At 44.9% G+C, this 15,088-nt stretch carries 18 protein-coding genes; 10 read left to right on the top strand and 8 right to left on the bottom strand.

The window, feature by feature from the left end; genetic code table 11:
* Positions 1-102: 102 nt before the first annotated feature.
* Both QE357_RS07245 and QE357_RS07240 read left to right on the top strand, forming a co-directional pair.
* The gene (locus QE357_RS07245; RefSeq protein ID WP_106635498.1) at positions 103-1,368 is read left to right on the top strand and encodes a sodium:proton antiporter; all 1,266 of its coding nucleotides are present in this window, start codon (positions 103-105) and stop codon (positions 1,366-1,368) included.
* Positions 1,369-1,469: 101 nt separating this feature from the next.
* A complete protein-coding gene (locus QE357_RS07240) occupies positions 1,470-2,027 on the top strand; it encodes a TlpA disulfide reductase family protein (RefSeq protein WP_309706544.1) in 558 nt (185 codons plus the stop codon).
* 59 nt (positions 2,028-2,086) lie between these two features.
* Here the strand turns inward: QE357_RS07240 and QE357_RS07235 are convergent, their stop codons facing one another.
* The 3 genes from QE357_RS07235 to QE357_RS07225 all read right to left on the bottom strand — a co-directional run bounded on the left by QE357_RS07235 (position 2,087) and on the right by QE357_RS07225 (position 6,027).
* Positions 2,087-3,154, bottom strand: coding sequence for a glycoside hydrolase family 43 protein (locus tag QE357_RS07235; protein WP_409050232.1), 1,068 nt, complete (start codon positions 3,152-3,154; stop codon positions 2,087-2,089).
* A gap of 101 nt (positions 3,155-3,255) precedes the next feature.
* Positions 3,256-3,603 (bottom strand): cupin domain-containing protein, encoded by a 348-nt coding sequence (locus QE357_RS07230; RefSeq protein WP_309706543.1) that lies wholly within the window; start codon positions 3,601-3,603, stop codon positions 3,256-3,258.
* Positions 3,604-3,729: 126 nt separating this feature from the next.
* Complete coding sequence (locus QE357_RS07225; RefSeq protein ID WP_309706542.1) at positions 3,730-6,027, bottom strand: glycosyl hydrolase family 28 protein; 2,298 nt, start codon at positions 6,025-6,027, stop codon at positions 3,730-3,732.
* 146 nt (positions 6,028-6,173) lie between these two features.
* On the opposite strand from QE357_RS07225, the gene QE357_RS07220 reads away from it, so the two are divergent.
* From QE357_RS07220 to QE357_RS07210, 3 genes are all read left to right on the top strand, one after another.
* On the top strand, positions 6,174-7,487 hold the full coding sequence (locus QE357_RS07220; protein WP_309706541.1) for a peptidoglycan DD-metalloendopeptidase family protein: 1,314 nt from the start codon (positions 6,174-6,176) through the stop codon (positions 7,485-7,487).
* 197 nt (positions 7,488-7,684) lie between these two features.
* A complete protein-coding gene (locus tag QE357_RS07215; RefSeq protein ID WP_309706540.1) occupies positions 7,685-8,704 on the top strand; it encodes a hypothetical protein in 1,020 nt (339 codons plus the stop codon).
* 98 nt (positions 8,705-8,802) lie between these two features.
* Positions 8,803-9,051 carry a hypothetical protein gene (locus tag QE357_RS07210; protein WP_106635492.1) on the top strand — a complete coding sequence of 83 codons (249 nt, stop codon included), beginning with the start codon at positions 8,803-8,805 and terminating at the stop codon, positions 9,049-9,051.
* Positions 9,052-9,469: 418 nt separating this feature from the next.
* On the opposite strand, the gene ruvB is transcribed toward QE357_RS07210, so the two are convergent.
* On the bottom strand, positions 9,470-10,498 hold the full coding sequence (ruvB, locus tag QE357_RS07205) for a Holliday junction branch migration DNA helicase RuvB (RefSeq protein ID WP_106635661.1): 1,029 nt from the start codon (positions 10,496-10,498) through the stop codon (positions 9,470-9,472).
* A 147-nt stretch (positions 10,499-10,645) separates the two neighbouring features.
* Here ruvB and QE357_RS07200 point away from each other — a divergent pair, with 147 nt between their 5' ends.
* Genes QE357_RS07200 through QE357_RS07185 form a run of 4 tightly spaced genes read left to right on the top strand, consistent with a single transcriptional unit; the run spans position 10,646 to position 11,905 of the window.
* A complete protein-coding gene (locus tag QE357_RS07200; RefSeq protein ID WP_106635491.1) occupies positions 10,646-10,921 on the top strand; it encodes a hypothetical protein in 276 nt (91 codons plus the stop codon).
* Between the two features lie 15 nt (positions 10,922-10,936).
* A complete protein-coding gene (locus tag QE357_RS07195) occupies positions 10,937-11,107 on the top strand; it encodes a hypothetical protein (protein WP_157830215.1) in 171 nt (56 codons plus the stop codon).
* A complete protein-coding gene (locus QE357_RS07190; protein WP_307142555.1) occupies positions 11,104-11,733 on the top strand; it encodes a PD-(D/E)XK nuclease-like domain-containing protein in 630 nt (209 codons plus the stop codon). The genes QE357_RS07195 and QE357_RS07190 overlap by 4 nt, the downstream gene beginning before the upstream one ends.
* Positions 11,693-11,905, top strand: coding sequence for a hypothetical protein (locus QE357_RS07185; RefSeq protein WP_106635489.1), 213 nt, complete (start codon positions 11,693-11,695; stop codon positions 11,903-11,905). The genes QE357_RS07190 and QE357_RS07185 overlap by 41 nt, the downstream gene beginning before the upstream one ends.
* A 20-nt stretch (positions 11,906-11,925) precedes the next feature.
* Here QE357_RS07185 and QE357_RS07180 read toward each other — a convergent pair whose 3' ends face one another.
* From QE357_RS07180 to QE357_RS07170, 3 genes are all read right to left on the bottom strand, one after another.
* Complete coding sequence (locus QE357_RS07180) at positions 11,926-12,468, bottom strand: DUF4385 domain-containing protein (RefSeq protein WP_309706539.1); 543 nt, start codon at positions 12,466-12,468, stop codon at positions 11,926-11,928.
* Between the two features lie 104 nt (positions 12,469-12,572).
* Complete coding sequence (locus tag QE357_RS07175; protein ID WP_309706538.1) at positions 12,573-13,154, bottom strand: hypothetical protein; 582 nt, start codon at positions 13,152-13,154, stop codon at positions 12,573-12,575.
* 30 nt (positions 13,155-13,184) lie between these two features.
* Positions 13,185-13,718, bottom strand: coding sequence for a hypothetical protein (locus tag QE357_RS07170; RefSeq protein WP_106635486.1), 534 nt, complete (start codon positions 13,716-13,718; stop codon positions 13,185-13,187).
* A 120-nt stretch (positions 13,719-13,838) separates the two neighbouring features.
* Here QE357_RS07170 and QE357_RS07165 point away from each other — a divergent pair, with 120 nt between their 5' ends.
* Positions 13,839-14,282: a helix-turn-helix transcriptional regulator gene (locus QE357_RS07165; RefSeq protein ID WP_106635485.1), complete on the top strand. Its 444-nt coding sequence runs from the start codon at positions 13,839-13,841 to the stop codon at positions 14,280-14,282.
* 69 nt (positions 14,283-14,351) lie between these two features.
* On the opposite strand, the gene QE357_RS07160 is transcribed toward QE357_RS07165, so the two are convergent.
* Positions 14,352-15,041, bottom strand: a complete 690-nt coding sequence (locus QE357_RS07160) for a hypothetical protein (RefSeq protein ID WP_106635484.1) — start codon at positions 15,039-15,041, stop codon at positions 14,352-14,354.
* Between the last annotated feature and the right edge of the window lie 47 nt (positions 15,042-15,088).

Genomic DNA, 15,088 nt, shown 5'->3' with positions numbered 1-15,088 from the left:
AAATTTTCTAATAGGAAATTCCGCAAAACTTAAACCGACTTTAAAACAACTCTACTACCCAGGCGTTGTTTTTTAGTAAGCTGTGTATCAACTCATCACCCTATGGAACTCTATTACACCTTCTCTGTACTTATCGTTGTCTCTGCCATATTTGCCTATCTCAACTTAAGGTATCTCAAACTCCCCGCTACGATTGGGATCATGGTTATGGCTCTGGTTTCATCGCTGTTTCTGGTAAGCGTGGGCCGTTTTTGGCCGCATTTATTCGATAATGCTGCCCGCTTTATTAAAGGTGCCAACCTTGAGGAAATCCTCATGGGAGCAATGCTAAACTTCCTGCTCTTCGCCGGAGCCATCCATATTCACATTAATGATTTACGGGAAGAAAAACGATACGTCATTGTCTTCTCCACGATTAGCGTTGTCCTCTCTACCTTACTGGTGGGCGGACTTATGTACCTGGCCCTCAATTGGTTGAATATGGGCATTCCCTTTGTACAATGCCTAGTGTTTGGAGCTTTGATTTCTCCCACTGATCCCATTGCCGTGCTGGGTATCCTGAAAGCAGCCGACGTTCCTAAATCACTGGAAACCAAAATTGCGGGCGAATCTTTATTTAATGATGGCGTAGCTGTAGTCGTTTTCCTGACGCTGCTGGAAATGGCCCGGGAAGGCGAAACCAACTTTTCTTTAAGTACGATTTCCTTATTATTAGTGAAAGAAGCGATAGGTGGTTTGGCCGTAGGCCTGGTGCTGGGCTTTATCGGTTCTAAAGCCATCAAAAGAATCGACGACTACAAAGTTTCCGTCATGATTACGCTGGCTATTGTGATGGGAGGTTACCTCCTGGCTCAAGCCATGCACATCTCGGGTCCGCTAGTGATGGTAGCCGCTGGCTTGGTGGTAGGTAACTACGGAAAAACGCAGGCCATGTCGGAAGTTACCCAGGATTATCTGGAAAAATTCTGGGAGCTGATTGATGAAATCATGAACGCTTGTCTGTTCCTGCTCATTGGTTTTGAACTCTTGTTGATCCCCGATCTGGGTAAATACTGGGAAATTGGGCTAATTAGTATCGTTGTTGTGTTACTGGGCCGACTGATTTCCATCGCGGTGCCTTCGGCGATTATTCCTTTCCGTGAAAAACTGGATCGTCAGTCTATGATTATTCTGCTCTGGGGAGGACTTCGGGGCGGGGTATCCGTGGCTCTGGCCCTTTCCATTGACGAACACCTCAATAGCGATTTATTTCAGGCCATTACCTACTTCGTTGTCGTATTCTCGCTTATTGTTCAGGGGCTTACGGTGGGTAAGTTAACCCAAAAACCTAAAAGTGAGCTGGTAAACTCCGTGTCTGATCATGAATAAGGAGTTAAAAACATCCCTTATATTGCAGCATTATTGAGCTATGCTCAGGAACATTCAAAAGATGTTTCGCTAAAAACCTGGTATAAATAAAACAACACTTCATGAAATTCGGGAAACGTACGGCATCCGTAATCCTTACCATCCTGTGCCTCACGGGACTTTCGTATGTTCAAACCAGTTGCCAGAGTAAGTCAAAAACCGATACTGCCGAAACAACTGCTTCTGCTGATTCCGTAAAAACTACCGCCGAAGCGGGCGATTTCCCCCTGCAAACGCTGGACGGTAAAACCACTAACCTGAGTAATCTGAAAGGGAAAGTAGTTTTCATGAACGTATGGGCTACGTGGTGTCCTCCCTGCCGGGCGGAGTTACCAGACATTGAAAAACTCTATAAGAAAATGCAGGGGAAACCCGTTGAATTCGTGATGCTAACCGTAGACGAAGACATCCAGGCTGCCCGCGATTTCATGAAAAAAGAAGGCTTTACCTTCCCGGTTTATGCTCCAACGGGTAACTTACCCAAGCAGTTTGAAACGCAGGCTATTCCGGTTACTTTTCTGATTGACTCCGAAGGTAAAATCGTTTACAGAAACGAAGGGATGGCTAATTATAACAGCGACGAATTCGTAGAGCAGGTAACGGCTTTATTACCTAAATAATCGAAATACAGGATCTTTACGAAAAGGGTTACGAAAACAGATTCGTAACCCTTTTCTATTTACTGATAAGGCTCAATCATTTCGAGCCCTCCATCAGCGGTGTGTTTGATTTCCCGGACTTTAATGTTTCGCAGATGCGTTTTACCCGATAACTCCGAGTCGTGGTAAAAAAGGTACCACTTGCCTTTAAATTCAACAATGGAATGATGCGTAGTCCAGCCTTTTACGGGGTTCATAAACGTGCCTTTATACGTAAACGGACCATAGGGCGAAGAACCTACGGCATAAGCCAGAAAGTGCGTATCGCCCGTGGAATAACTCAGGTAATACTGCCCCTTGTATTTGTGCATCCAGACCCCTTCGAAGAAACGACGGTCGTGGTCTCCTGCTTTCAAAGGGTTACCCGCATCATCCACAATCTGAGCGTCCCGCCCTTTCTCCTCCAGCTTCAAAAAGTCTTTCGTTAACCGACCCACTTTCGGACTCAACGCCGCTTCATCCTTTCCAGGTTCGGTGCCTTTTGCATCATATGTTCCCGTTCGCCAACGTTGCAACTGCCCTCCCGAGATGCCACCCCAATACAGGTAAGCCTGGCCGTCATCATCCGTAAAAACAGCAGGATCAATACTATACGTCCCCTCCATCGGCTTAGCCTTGGGCTTGAAGGGACCACTGGGCGAAGGACTTGTAGCTACGCCCATTCGAAATACATCCTGCTTGTCTTTTACCGGGAAATAGAGGTAATACGTTCCGTTGACAAAAGCCGCGTCGGGAGCCCAAAGTTGCCGCCCCGCCCAGGGAATGTCTTTAATATCCAGAGCCACGCCGTGATCGGTTACTTTTCCCCCCACACTATCCAGCGAAAACACGTGGTAATCTTTCATTCCAAAATGCCCTCCGTCTTCATCCTGTTTCGCTCCGGTTTCAATGTCATGCGAAGGATAAATGTAAATTTTTCCCTCAAAAACATGAGCCGAAGGATCAGCCGTATAAAGCTCAGTGATCAGAGGTTTGGGTAAAGCTTTCGTTGAATCCTGACTTGCCTCACTGGCTTTGGGGTGGGTTTGACAAGCCATCATACTCAAAGCCAGCGAGTAGACGCTGTAATGAATTAAAATAGATCTCATTGCAAATGGTTTAGAAGCGATTTTTATCGAAAATAGATGATTATTCTAACGTATGAACTTATGGCTGCATAATAAAAAAGGTAACTGGTTAGGTTACCTTTTCATTCAATAAAATCTTCCCGCATGGGCGTAAAAACATCCACTAGAACACCCGGTTCCCGACAGACTGCTCCGTGCAGAATATTCGGTGGAATGTAATAGGCGTCACCCTTATGCAAGACCTTTACTTCTTCACCAATGGTAATTTCAAACACTCCGCTTTCTACGTAGCTCACCTGCGTATGGGGGTGCTGGTGCATGCTTCCTACAGCTCCCATTTCAAAGGCTACCATGGTCATCATTAGGTTTGCATCGTAGGTGAATACCTTGCGTCTGAGTCCATCTCCTACGGTTTCCCAGGGAATCTCATTCGCTTTTACAAAGCGTAATTCTTTCGGATTGAGTGTCATAATCTTCTTAGATAGAGGTTAGTTGCTGTAATTATAGTGGCTGATTTAATGCGTAATAAACCGTTCCATACAAAAGGAGAAGCGATTGATCGCGTCTCTTATTCAGAATTTTCTTATCCAAGGGTATTACTTGCCTTCTCTTACTTTTTTGGCTTTTGAAATATCGGTATGTAATAACTCAACGTCTTTTGAACGCTCCCCGGAAACTTTTAACAACAGATCCGATGAAGGTTTATAACCCATTTTATCGAAGGTAATGTGCTGACTATTTTGCACGTACAAAACGGGCGTTTGTTTCGTTAATAGCTGCACGTTTTTCAGGGTAATGCGTTGTCCTTCAATACAGACTAACCCTCTATTACTTTCAATTACGGAGTTTTCAATGTAAATATCCTGAATATTCATTTCGGGTAATCCGCGAATTAAAATGCCCGTTTCGGCTCCTTTACAGACTACATCTCGAACATAAAATCTGCGAAATTGGGGCGTTCCTTCGTTCAAAGGTTCAGGTTGAATAGCCAGTGGATCAGCCTTTTCACCCGTTAATAATACCGGATCTTTCGCCAGGTAATACATGTCAAAAAGAATAGCTTCACCGGGAATGTTCGTCATCTGAATATCCGCCACGTAGACGTCTTCCACGATACCTCCCCGACCGCGAGCCGTTTTAAAACGTAGTCCCACGTCCGTTCCTAAGAAGTTACAGTTAGACACGTACAGATTCCGGGCCCCTCCCGACATTTCACTACCTACTACAAAGCCCCCATGAGCATGAAAAACCGTACTATTTTTTACAATCACATGTTCCGTGGGTACTCCCCGCTTGCGACCTTCGGCATCACGACCAGATTTGATACAAATGCCGTCATCTCCGACATCAAACGTACAGCCATCAATCAAAGCATTTTTGCAGGATTCCAGGTCAACACCATCGCCATTCTGAGCGTACCAGGGGTTACGAACCTTGAGGTTAATCAGACTGATATCCTGACAGAGCAGTGGATGCAAACACCAGGCGGGGGAATTCTGAATGGTAACTCCTTCCAATAAAATATTCTGGCAGTTGGTTAGACTCAGCAGGTTGGGACGTAGGAAATCCCTGATTTCGGCTGACTTTCTCATGTCAAATCCGTTAGCAATGCTAACCGCAACCTTCGATTTTGCTCCCTTTAAAAACTGCTCGGAAGGATACCAGATGTCGCCATCGACTACCCCACCTGAAGCCACCCGTTTATCCCAGGCCGGAGCTGTTTGCTTACTTTTCTTCACGGCCCGCCAGACATCGCCTGCTCCGTCGATGTAACCCTCGCCGGTAATGGCAATGTCGTGCACATCTTTCCCATACAGCGGAGCCTGACAACGAATGGCATTGAGTCCTTCCCAGGTCGTTTTGATGAGTGGATAATGATCCTTGTTTTCGCTGAATTGCAGCACAGCCCCACGATCAAGGTGAAGATTCACGTCGCTCTGAAAGATAACCGGACCCGTCAGCCAAAGGCCGGAAGGAATCACGACCGTTCCGCCACCCGCTTCGCTACAGGCCTTCATCGCCCGATTAATCGCCTCTGAATTCAGCGTTTGCCCGTCAGCTTTTGCTCCGTATGTAATAATATTGAAGGTATCTTTCCGAAAAATGGGTTGATAAATGATCGGTAATTCGTACGCTAGTTTCTCTGCAAACGGACTCTTTTTCAAATGATTGGCTAAGTCTAACTTCTCTTCTTGGATACCACCTGCAATCAGAGCGGCCATCGTGCGGGCACCGTATTCGGAGAAGTGGGTGTCGTCTTTTACGCCCTCCCGGCGAGTGGCGTAATACCCTTTCGTATACCATAAGAACAGCTTTTTCGATTCCTCAACCCCCATTTTCTCGATAACCTGGCGACTCTTGGCATGTAAATCAATCAGGGGTACTTTCTGCTCAGTCGCTACGGCTTTAACCGCTGCGGGATAATCCCCGTGCGTATCTTCAAACTGGCCTTTTTCATTAAACTTTCGACGCATCACCGGCGTAATCAGCACGGGGTTTGCTCCCTTTGCCCGAGCTTCTTTGATGAAACGTTTTAAATTGTCACGATAAGTACTCTGCGGGGCTGCGTAACGCGAAGTATCCTGGCTTTTTTCGTCATTATGCCCAAACTGAATCAGTACCCAGTCGCCCTTATGCAAGCCTTCTACGACCTTTTTCCAACGGCCTTCGTTAATAAAACTTTTTGTACTACGACCGTTAACCGCATGATTCTGAACGCTTACCTTTTCGTCCAGAAATTCAGGTAACACTTGTCCCCAACCGCGTTCGGGATCGGCGGGATTGGGTTTATTGGACACGGTAGAATCACCGATGAGGAATACCTGCGTCGGACTCTCTTTCAGTTGAAAAGCCAGGGTTGCCAGTAATAGAATTAGAATCAGTAGTTTTCTCATGGGCATTCTTAGGTTCTTACTCAAGACGATTTCCGGCCCTCTTTCCCTTTCAATCAACCAACTGATTCCGTAGATATTTCACCCCAGCCAATGTTACTGGCATTCACTTTTCTGGGTTTATCACCCTGATAACCATTCCATTAGCCATGAAAAGATTTGTTTATAATGTATGCCTCCTTGCCTTACTGATTGGGCTCCATAGCTGTAAAACCGGCCCGGGTATTCAGGCATTACTGGGAGAGCAATCTCCCCGGGACGAATACATTCGAAGTTTGCGTAAGCAGAAAATACTGGAAACCGAGGCAGTTCAAACCTGGATGCTGGCGGGCGAGGCGGCTCTCGCTGATTCGTTAATCATCTCCCTTCCTTTTCGTGAAGACGGTGTTTTTCCAGCCGGGGGCCAACGGGCTTTTAGTTACCAGTTTACCTTACCTGCTGGTCGGCGGCTGGAAGCTCAGTTGTTTCATTCTGATAGTCTGTATTTCCTGGATTTATTTCGGCTCCAGACCAATGGTAAGCCTCAGCGACTAGCCTATGCCAAGCCTAAAAATGAGGTTATTACCTACGAAACCACCGAAGATCTTCCACTGGTTTTACGCGTACAAATTCCTGTCGATCAGCCCAAAAAAGATTTTTCGCTTCGCCTGAGTACGCAGCCTATTCTCAAATTTCCAGTGGCCGGAAAATCGACTCAGCATATCATTAGTTTCTGGGGAGCGGCCCGTGACGGCGGAGCCCGTTCGCACGAAGGTATTGACGTCATCGCTCCCCGAGGCACCCCTCTGATTGCCTCCGTCCCCGGAACGATTACGAACGTTGGCGTTAATAATCTGGGAGGAAATGTAGTTAATCTATCCGCTGACCGATTGAATCTTTCGCTTTATTACGCTCACCTGGACCAGCCCCTAGTGCAGTCAGGCCAACGGGTACAAGCCGGAGATACCCTTGGAACCGTAGGGAATACTGGTAATGCAATCACCACCGCCCCGCACCTTCACTTTGGCATTTACCGTCGCGGCTCAGGGCCCATTAACCCGCTGGCTTTTGTGGAACCTTCACAGTTACCCGCTGCCACCGTAACCCGGCGGCTGGGAGATACGCTACGGACTCGGGAAGCGACCCCACTCTTCAGCAGCCTGCCTCCTTCAAAAGTAACCCGGCAACGGCTTCCTAAACATACAATTGTCTGGGTAGAGGCTTCGACTAAAGGTTACTACCGTGTAAGTACGCCCGATGGCATTCGTGGCTATGTTCTGGCCACAAGTATGCAATTACCCGAAAAACGGCTGACTCGCCGGAAACTTTCGACGGATGTGTTCTTCCGAACCAGCTGGGACGCCACCACCGAAGACACGCTAAAATCAGGCACTTCAGTAGATCTGTTGGGGATCGCTTCTTCCTATGAATTCATTCGATTATCCGACGGAAGGAAAGGCTGGATTCAGCCTTTTTCAGAATAAAACCAGCCCTCATTTACCAGGTTTGTTTCTTTAATAAGTACTATTGTTCAAGAGCAGGATTTACAATCCAATAATTTTCAAAATCAACTCATTAAAATACTGACAGACAATCACTTATATAGATAAAAAATATTCATTATCAGGGAACACGAAGCAGGCAGATTTGGTTATATTAATCCATAAGCCTACTTGAAAAAATGCAAGAAAATCAGCAACAGTTATCGATCCTTCAGGAAGACGACGAACAGTGGCGGCAATCCATCGCAGCCCGCGTTTTTCTGAACCATTTTTTTGGAATTCATTACCACATTCGGGAAACCGAAGCCGCCGGAAAACTCTCCGATCTGGAGCGTTTCCGTAACTTCTCTCCCCGTAAGAATGATACTACGCTTGAAGTAACCAAACGAATGTTAATCAACGCGTGGAATACGGAATACGCCCTGCGAAATACCGCAACGATGGGTGACGATTCCTTTTTATCCAATGCCTTACACTGGACCTTCCCACAGGCTTATTACTGTGTCTGGTACGGTCTGCGAGCATTCCTGGCCACTCAGGGCGTATTAACGAGCGACGAAGCAAACATTCGCCGTCGTACCAGCAGGCTGGTTGCTAATTCGTATTACCCTCGTTACCTAAGTTTTTACGCCGACGGCCCGCTGGATCATTACCACGTTCATCGTTTACCGAAAGGCCAACGGAATCCCGGTCTGGTATTGGCCGATAGTCCTTTTGAGGCTCAGGCTCAGATCGGACAGTTTTTACGGACTACGCGTACCCTACAATTACGGTCGCTGCGTCAGAAATTACAGAGTAACCCGGCACTGGCCTTGCGAAGCGAACGGACGGGTAAAATTCTGGAGAAATTCAGTGCCCAACACTGGCAGGAGTTATCGGAACGGGTAGGTTTAACCACCTTCCTGGATTTGTTCTCCCGCCTGCGGATTTCGTCAACTAATCGGGAGATTGAACGCTTCGTCAATGTGGATGTTGATTTCAAACTTTTTCACGTGTCTTTACTGGATATTGTGGATCATATCAACGCCATCCACGAAGCTTATGTAGTAAAAGCCATGGGTGTAACGGCCTACCGCGAGTTTCTGGGCACACTACCCGATTATTTAAAAAATGGTTTTGTACAACGGCGGTTTACCGAACGAATTAAACCGGAATTAGACATGCATTTAATTTCATTACCCGGTCGTCGGGCAGCATAGTCATACTTTAAGTGAAGGGCATTATCAAAACCTAGAGTAATGTTCTTCACTTATTCATCTTTTTAAATGTAGTTATACCTACTTATAAAATTAAAGCCATGAATCAGGAACCCATTTTTATGAAATCAAAAGGCGGCGGGCAATATTTTAAATGCCAGGGTGAGGAGGTGAAAATTATTTGTCTTTATGAGTTTAATCCTCTGGTAGAACGTACTCGTATGAGACCTGATACTTTGGGTAAATTAGCCTGTGATCCTTGTAGTGAAAGTGAATTTAGAGAAGCAGAATTAAAAGTAGCCCGTTTATTGGATTTACCCGTTTTAATTACTGAAGAAACAAGGGCTTAATTCACGTGAATAGCTTTTTTTACTTATTAAAGTATATCTATCATCAAATTATTTTAATCAAATTAATTCTTTGTTAAAGAATAATATTTTTACAATACATTAAGTACATAGTATCAATATTTTATTATTGAATAATACCTATTGTTTTTAAAGTACCTTCTATTTTTATTAGTTATAAAACAAAAAGCATCGATGTTAAAAACATCGATGCTTCCCTCGTTATTTATTAAAGCTAAGCCGCCAACTTCGCTTTAATTAGCTCTTATTGCTGAGTTCGTAATTTAAAGAGCATGTACAAATATAGACTGTTTTTTAAAACAGTCTATACAAATCTCTCTTTTTTATTAACAAAAAATATTAATTAAGAATAATTACGAATTAGAAGCTATTATTTTGACTTAAATCGCCTTTTAAATTACTAAGCTGCCATTTGGAATGGGTTATTTCCTATTGGATAATCAAACCCTAAATGTCGATACGCTTTCTCGGTTGCTTCTCTTCCTCGAGGTGTTCTCATCAGATAACCTTCCTGAATTAAAAAAGGCTCGTATACTTCTTCAATCGTTTCGGCTTCGTCTCCAATCGCAGTGGCAATCGTAGAAAGTCCAACCGGGCCACCTTTAAATTTTTCAATAATAGCCAACAGAATTCGGTTGTCCATTTCGTCCAATCCTCCTTCGTCTACTTCCAAGGCTTTTAAAGATGTTTCTGCAATTTTCTGGCTGATCGTACCGTCGCCTAACACCTGAGCAAAATCGCGGGTTCGGCGTAGTAAATTATTAGCAATACGTGGCGTTCCCCGACTCCGGCGGGCCAGTTCCAGAGCTCCTTCAGGCTGAATGGGGGTTCCTAACATGGATGACGACCGGGTAATAATTGTAGATAACAAGTTGGCATCGTAGTACTCCAGTCGGCAGTTAATCCCGAAACGAGCCCGCAAAGGAGAAGTCAGTAAGCCCGCCCGCGTGGTCGCTCCAATTAAGGTAAAAGGATTGAGACCAATCTGCACCGTCCGGGAGTTCGGACCGCTATCCAATAAAATATCAATTCGATAATCCTCCATTGCTGAATATAGATATTCTTCTACCACAGGATTCAGTCGGTGAATTTCATCGATAAACAACACATCCCCTTTCTGCAAGGTTGTTAGCACCCCCGTCAAATCGCTGGGTTTTTCTAATACTGGTCCCGTAGTAGCCTTCAGCCCGGCTCCCATTTCATTAGCCAGAATATGAGACAAGGTAGTTTTGCCCAAACCCGGAGGGCCGTGGAGCAATACGTGATCCAGGGTTTCCCCCCGTTGCCGGGCGGCCTGAACAAATATCTTTAGGTTTTCAAGCACTTTATCCTGCCCCGTAAAGTCATCAAAAGAGAGCGGTCGAAGAGCCCGCTCGAATTCCCGATCTTCTTCCTTGACGGATTTCTGCCGAACAATGTTATTCTCCATGTTGACCATTATTTTTATTCAAATATACAAAATTTATTACCTATATTTTCAATTTATATTCATTTAATGTGAATAAAATCTAGAATAATTAATCAAATAAGGTAAATAGTTATTATATTTGTATATAAACTTTTGACTAATCCAATCATGACTATTCAACGAGATTTGTTCTATCAGACACCCGACGGAGAGCATTTTTTCCGTCATACGGAAGGTTTCGTAACCATCGTTGCTTTGCGTGAAGATTGCCCAGCCATTCAACGACTTCGTTACTGGCCCGGTATGCTATATGCTTATGGATGCTTACCTACTTCGGCTGCTGCCTATGCAGATGCTTTTAATCAGACGGAGGCACTGTTACGGGAACTAGCTCCCAAGCAAGTGGACGAGATTCCTTTTGCCACGACTAAACTGGCTTCCTAACCCCTCAAGTCCTGTATGTCTACCAAATCATTCGCATTACTATGCATTCGGCAGGAAGTGGCCACTCACGGTCACCTGACGCCTGAAGGGATGAAGATTTACCGGGAATATAAATTGTCGGCCCGTGAGCTGTCAGAAGCGACGGCTCAGGGTTTGCACTTGTATCAGCAATGGAAACATCGATGAACGAAGACGAATACCGGCAGTTACGCCGCATTTCGAACAGCGATTTAAGTCGGTTCAGGGATTACCTGTTCGGACGTAAATCCTACATACCACCCCGGACAGCCACTTTTGGTCGGGCTTTACATGCTACTTTGCTGGAGCCGCACCGCCCGGAGATTCCCATTCATACGGAAGATCAGGAGCGTTTGACGCGTCTGGAAGCCAATTTGCGGGCTCATAAAGAATTCAACTGGTATCGTCAGTATTCGAAGAAAGAGCACGCTCAGTTATTCACGGACGTAACTACCTCTCTTCCCTGCAAAGCCCGCCTAGATATGGTGTTCAGAAATCAGGTGGTTCTGGATCTTAAAACGACTTCGGCGAATTCATTTGCTGACTTTGTGAATCAGTGCCATAACCTGGAATATGACCGACAGGCAGCTTTTTATTTGGATAGCCTAGGAGGTTCGGGTAAAGAATTCATTTTCGTCGGCGTTCAGAAAAAGGAACCCTATGACATTTTCTGGTTTAAAACCAGCCCTGAGTTTTTAGAACAGGGTCGGAAGAAATATCAATTTTTAATAGAAACCTGGAAGGAGGTTCAATATGATTTTACTGAAGGGAAGCCGTGGCATTTGGCTGCTTAAGGCTGAAACCATTGAAAGCGTTGAAATTGAATCGGATACCTCGATTATTACTACTGCAACGCAGCAAATTATTGTAGAAACCAAACTGAACTGGCAGGCTCTCAGCCAGTTATATCCACAATTGGATATGAGCCAGCTAGTAGCTCATACCAGCACCCAGCCCGCTTTTTAATAGCTACGGAAAAGTACAGATTAGCTTACGTACTTTTCCGTAAACTCTTTTTTCTGCTGTAAGTAATCAGGATTTTGCCGGGCTTCGTCCCAATAATGCTTGAAAATAGCCGCCGCTTTCGCCTTTTCGCTGGTTAAAGCATCTTCTTCCTGGGGGCGAATCTCATTTCCTTTGTGAATACTACCCTGTGAATACGGATATGATTTTTGCTCACCTTTTCCATCGTCTTCTTTTTCCGTATATTTTTTACCGCTGGCGTGATTAGCATAACGCCGAGCACGGGTAAATCCCATCTGCAAATATTTTCGGGCCATATCTGCCCCTACAAAATCTTTTTCATGCAGGTATACTTTAAACTTTTCATAAATAGCTTCTGCCGATTCTCTGGCCATGAGCTCCGTTCGAAATCGCCATAAAGGTAATAGTTCAGACTTGTAGGGTTCCACCAGCAATACCCCCTGTTCTCCCACCCCAACCCGGTATAATTCGGGATGTTCACGAAAGTCTGTTTGCTTAAAATCAAGTGTATAGTTGAAGGCCTTGGTTACTTTTTTCTTCGTCATATGCGGATTGCTTTTTGGGACTAATAAAAAAAATGGCCCAGCCAGAAAATCCTGACTGGGCCTGTTTTAGGCGGGTGGAATCAATAACGTTATACAATATACGCTTACCAAAGCTGCTTCAATCCCTGCGAACGATAAGCCTCAAAATGACCATCTGGAGAAATTAAGGTGGCCCCTATGGCCAAAGATTGAGCTACCAACCAGCCACAGGTAATGCGGCTGGCAGCGTTTGGTAAAGCGGAAAGGTTCCGGTATTTCTCCAGAGCCAGAGCATCCATGGGTAATAATTGTAATTTATAATGAGTCATTACCTGGTTCATGAATTCACCAAAGCTGACATTGATTTCATATAAATCACGTTTCATCTTTTCGGCCAGTTCCAGCCAGGAGCATTCACTCACATAGCAGGTAATGCCAGGCTCATTGATTGCCACCACCGCCGTCTGCGACAGTCGGTAAGCATCCCGAATGAGGTAATCCAGCGTTGGCGTATCTAGCAGTAAGTACTTGGGCCAACGTTTGGGTTCTTTAAAATCGGTCTTTAACGGTTGTATTTCCTGCCAAACCTGAGCAGACACCTTGCCTACGAAATCTTTGGGCACTTTGGGAGCTTTACGCGTACGAGCAGCCACCGGGGCCATTACCTCAACAGGAATAACCGAGGATGTAACTAGTTTTGAAGGCATGGGAATAAAGAATTAAAGGTTCACAAATCATTAGGCCCTTTGTGAGTAGGCAGGATTTTTCTCGGAATAGCTTCCGTGGAAGCGTTCCAGGTATTCAGCCCGACGCTCAAAGTGAATATGCAAAAGCTGGATGATTCGCCGACGGCTCAAGGGCCTTCTCCAGCGACTAACCCGACTGCGGACTTCTTTAAACGCCACTACAAATTCACGATAACTTTCGTATGGAAACTGCTGGGCCAATTCTTCAGCTAAGCTTGTAATTTGAGCGGGAAATAAACGGCAATCCGCGTGGGCAATCTGTGACAAATCCGCCAGCGTAATCGCTAAAAGCTTTGTTACCGTATCTTTTCCCAGTTTTCTACTGATTTCACTACACTTTGGAAACCGCCAGGCCGTTCCAAAAGTGGAGTTTTCCCGAACCTGTTCATACAACTCCAGCAATGCCGGAGACGGGGTAGCCACCTGCCGAACCGTTAAGGGTTGAATTTCCCGTAATAATTGATATTCGATAGATGGAAGCGTGGCCAAACGGCCTATCGCTGGCTCTTTATGCACTTTGATCATTTCAATTTCGGGAAAACCCCATTATTTTAGAAATATCAAAAAATTATTGAGCATTTTCAGCAATAATTTAAAAATCATTTGACTACTTTTGCTGAAGTCCACAAAAACTCTTGCACGGATATGGAACAAACCTCAATGGCAACTATCTACGAACGGTTATCTCACCTAATTCAAAGTAAAAAACTGACTCCTTACCGGTTTAGTCAGGAATTAGGCTTCTCAAAACCTGCCAAACTTTACTCCATTTTAAAAGGTAAAACACAACCGAGTTACGATACGTTATTGTCGATTGCTTCCGTATACGATGATCTTGATTGCAACTGGTTACTTCGGGGAACGGGTAATATTTTTATTCAAACCCTCCCTACTTACCCCTCTGAAGCCATCAATGCCGAAACGAATGGACCCCTTTCTGGTCTGGAGTTATTACAAAAACAGATTCAGTTTCTTGAAAAACAAGTTCATGATCGCGACGAGGTTATTGCCCTCCTTAAAGAACAAATCGTTGTTCTTCGTGACGTTATCGGTAGCATTAAGCCTGCTCAAACCGAAAACAGTCTTTAGTAATTAGAAAGAACCGCCAACTTCACTTTCTCACGAGTCTTTTCCAGCTGGCGGTCTTTCTTTTTGTGGTTAGGCCGCTTTGCTAGCCAATTCTTTCGGCGATTCTGGCAAAGAAACCAGTTCAGCTTCGGGTAATCGGTTGTAGAATTTAGACACAATCCGATGTAAAGCTGAATCCGTCAATGTTTCGGCCCGATACAAATGATGATCCCGGGCAAAATCGCGGTATTCTTTCGCAAGCTCTTCATTGCCCGTCCGGTACGAGAACCGAGCGATGTACCAGGATTTTCCTGAATCTGCTTTGCTCGTCACTTTCTCAGGTTTTACTGTAATGATTAAATCACACAGCGTTTTTCTTTCGTAAAAAACGGGTTGCATCATACGGTACAACTCTGAAACGGATGTGTTATTAAACATCAGCGAAGCCACGCAGTTATCCGAATCTACAAAGAAAAACTCCGCCCATACTTCCTGCTCACTTCTGGTAAAGAGCGTATCTTCAAAAATCCGGTACGCGATGGGTTGAAATGAAAATTCAGTAACGGGCTTACCGATGGAATCCGTCAGGATTCGTTCTCCGTATAAATTAAACTGGCCATTCTGACCGTTAAATCGATATTCGCGTGGGTGGCCTTCCAAATACAGAAACTTGCTTTCTGCAACCATTGCTCCCGTTTCTTCATCCACTCGCTCAATCTGATACGATTTGAGATTTCCTTTTTCTGACGAAGCAAGTGCTACTGGGTTCGATGAATTCATAGCCATAGTGTTTTTTTAGCGACTCAATAAAGTCTATATCTTTTGTA

Origin of the sequence: Siphonobacter sp. SORGH_AS_0500 (assembly GCF_031453245.1) — a bacterium.
Lineage (GTDB): Bacteria > Bacteroidota > Bacteroidia > Cytophagales > Spirosomataceae > Siphonobacter.
Note: the sequence above shows the minus strand (reverse complement) of the source record. Positions and strands in the feature narration are given on the sequence as shown.

Bases quoted from the DNA above. Each gene is read 5' to 3' on its own strand.
- QE357_RS07245 (WP_106635498.1), top strand. From the start codon at position 103: ATGGAACTCTATTACACCTTCTCTGTACTTATCGTTGTCTCTGCCATA.
- QE357_RS07240 (WP_309706544.1), top strand. From the start codon at position 1,470: ATGAAATTCGGGAAACGTACGGCATCCGTAATCCTTACCATCCTGTGC.
- QE357_RS07235 (WP_409050232.1), bottom strand. From the start codon at position 3,154: ATGAGATCTATTTTAATTCATTACAGCGTCTACTCGCTGGCTTTGAGT.
- QE357_RS07230 (WP_309706543.1), bottom strand. From the start codon at position 3,603: ATGACACTCAATCCGAAAGAATTACGCTTTGTAAAAGCGAATGAGATT.
- QE357_RS07225 (WP_309706542.1), bottom strand. From the start codon at position 6,027: ATGAGAAAACTACTGATTCTAATTCTATTACTGGCAACCCTGGCTTTT.
- QE357_RS07220 (WP_309706541.1), top strand. From the start codon at position 6,174: ATGAAAAGATTTGTTTATAATGTATGCCTCCTTGCCTTACTGATTGGG.
- QE357_RS07215 (WP_309706540.1), top strand. From the start codon at position 7,685: ATGCAAGAAAATCAGCAACAGTTATCGATCCTTCAGGAAGACGACGAA.
- QE357_RS07210 (WP_106635492.1), top strand. From the start codon at position 8,803: ATGAATCAGGAACCCATTTTTATGAAATCAAAAGGCGGCGGGCAATAT.
- ruvB (WP_106635661.1), bottom strand. From the start codon at position 10,498: ATGGAGAATAACATTGTTCGGCAGAAATCCGTCAAGGAAGAAGATCGG.
- QE357_RS07200 (WP_106635491.1), top strand. From the start codon at position 10,646: ATGACTATTCAACGAGATTTGTTCTATCAGACACCCGACGGAGAGCAT.
- QE357_RS07195 (WP_157830215.1), top strand. From the start codon at position 10,937: ATGTCTACCAAATCATTCGCATTACTATGCATTCGGCAGGAAGTGGCC.
- QE357_RS07190 (WP_307142555.1), top strand. From the start codon at position 11,104: ATGAACGAAGACGAATACCGGCAGTTACGCCGCATTTCGAACAGCGAT.
- QE357_RS07185 (WP_106635489.1), top strand. From the start codon at position 11,693: ATGATTTTACTGAAGGGAAGCCGTGGCATTTGGCTGCTTAAGGCTGAA.
- QE357_RS07180 (WP_309706539.1), bottom strand. From the start codon at position 12,468: ATGACGAAGAAAAAAGTAACCAAGGCCTTCAACTATACACTTGATTTT.
- QE357_RS07175 (WP_309706538.1), bottom strand. From the start codon at position 13,154: ATGCCTTCAAAACTAGTTACATCCTCGGTTATTCCTGTTGAGGTAATG.
- QE357_RS07170 (WP_106635486.1), bottom strand. From the start codon at position 13,718: ATGATCAAAGTGCATAAAGAGCCAGCGATAGGCCGTTTGGCCACGCTT.
- QE357_RS07165 (WP_106635485.1), top strand. From the start codon at position 13,839: ATGGAACAAACCTCAATGGCAACTATCTACGAACGGTTATCTCACCTA.
- QE357_RS07160 (WP_106635484.1), bottom strand. From the start codon at position 15,041: ATGAATTCATCGAACCCAGTAGCACTTGCTTCGTCAGAAAAAGGAAAT.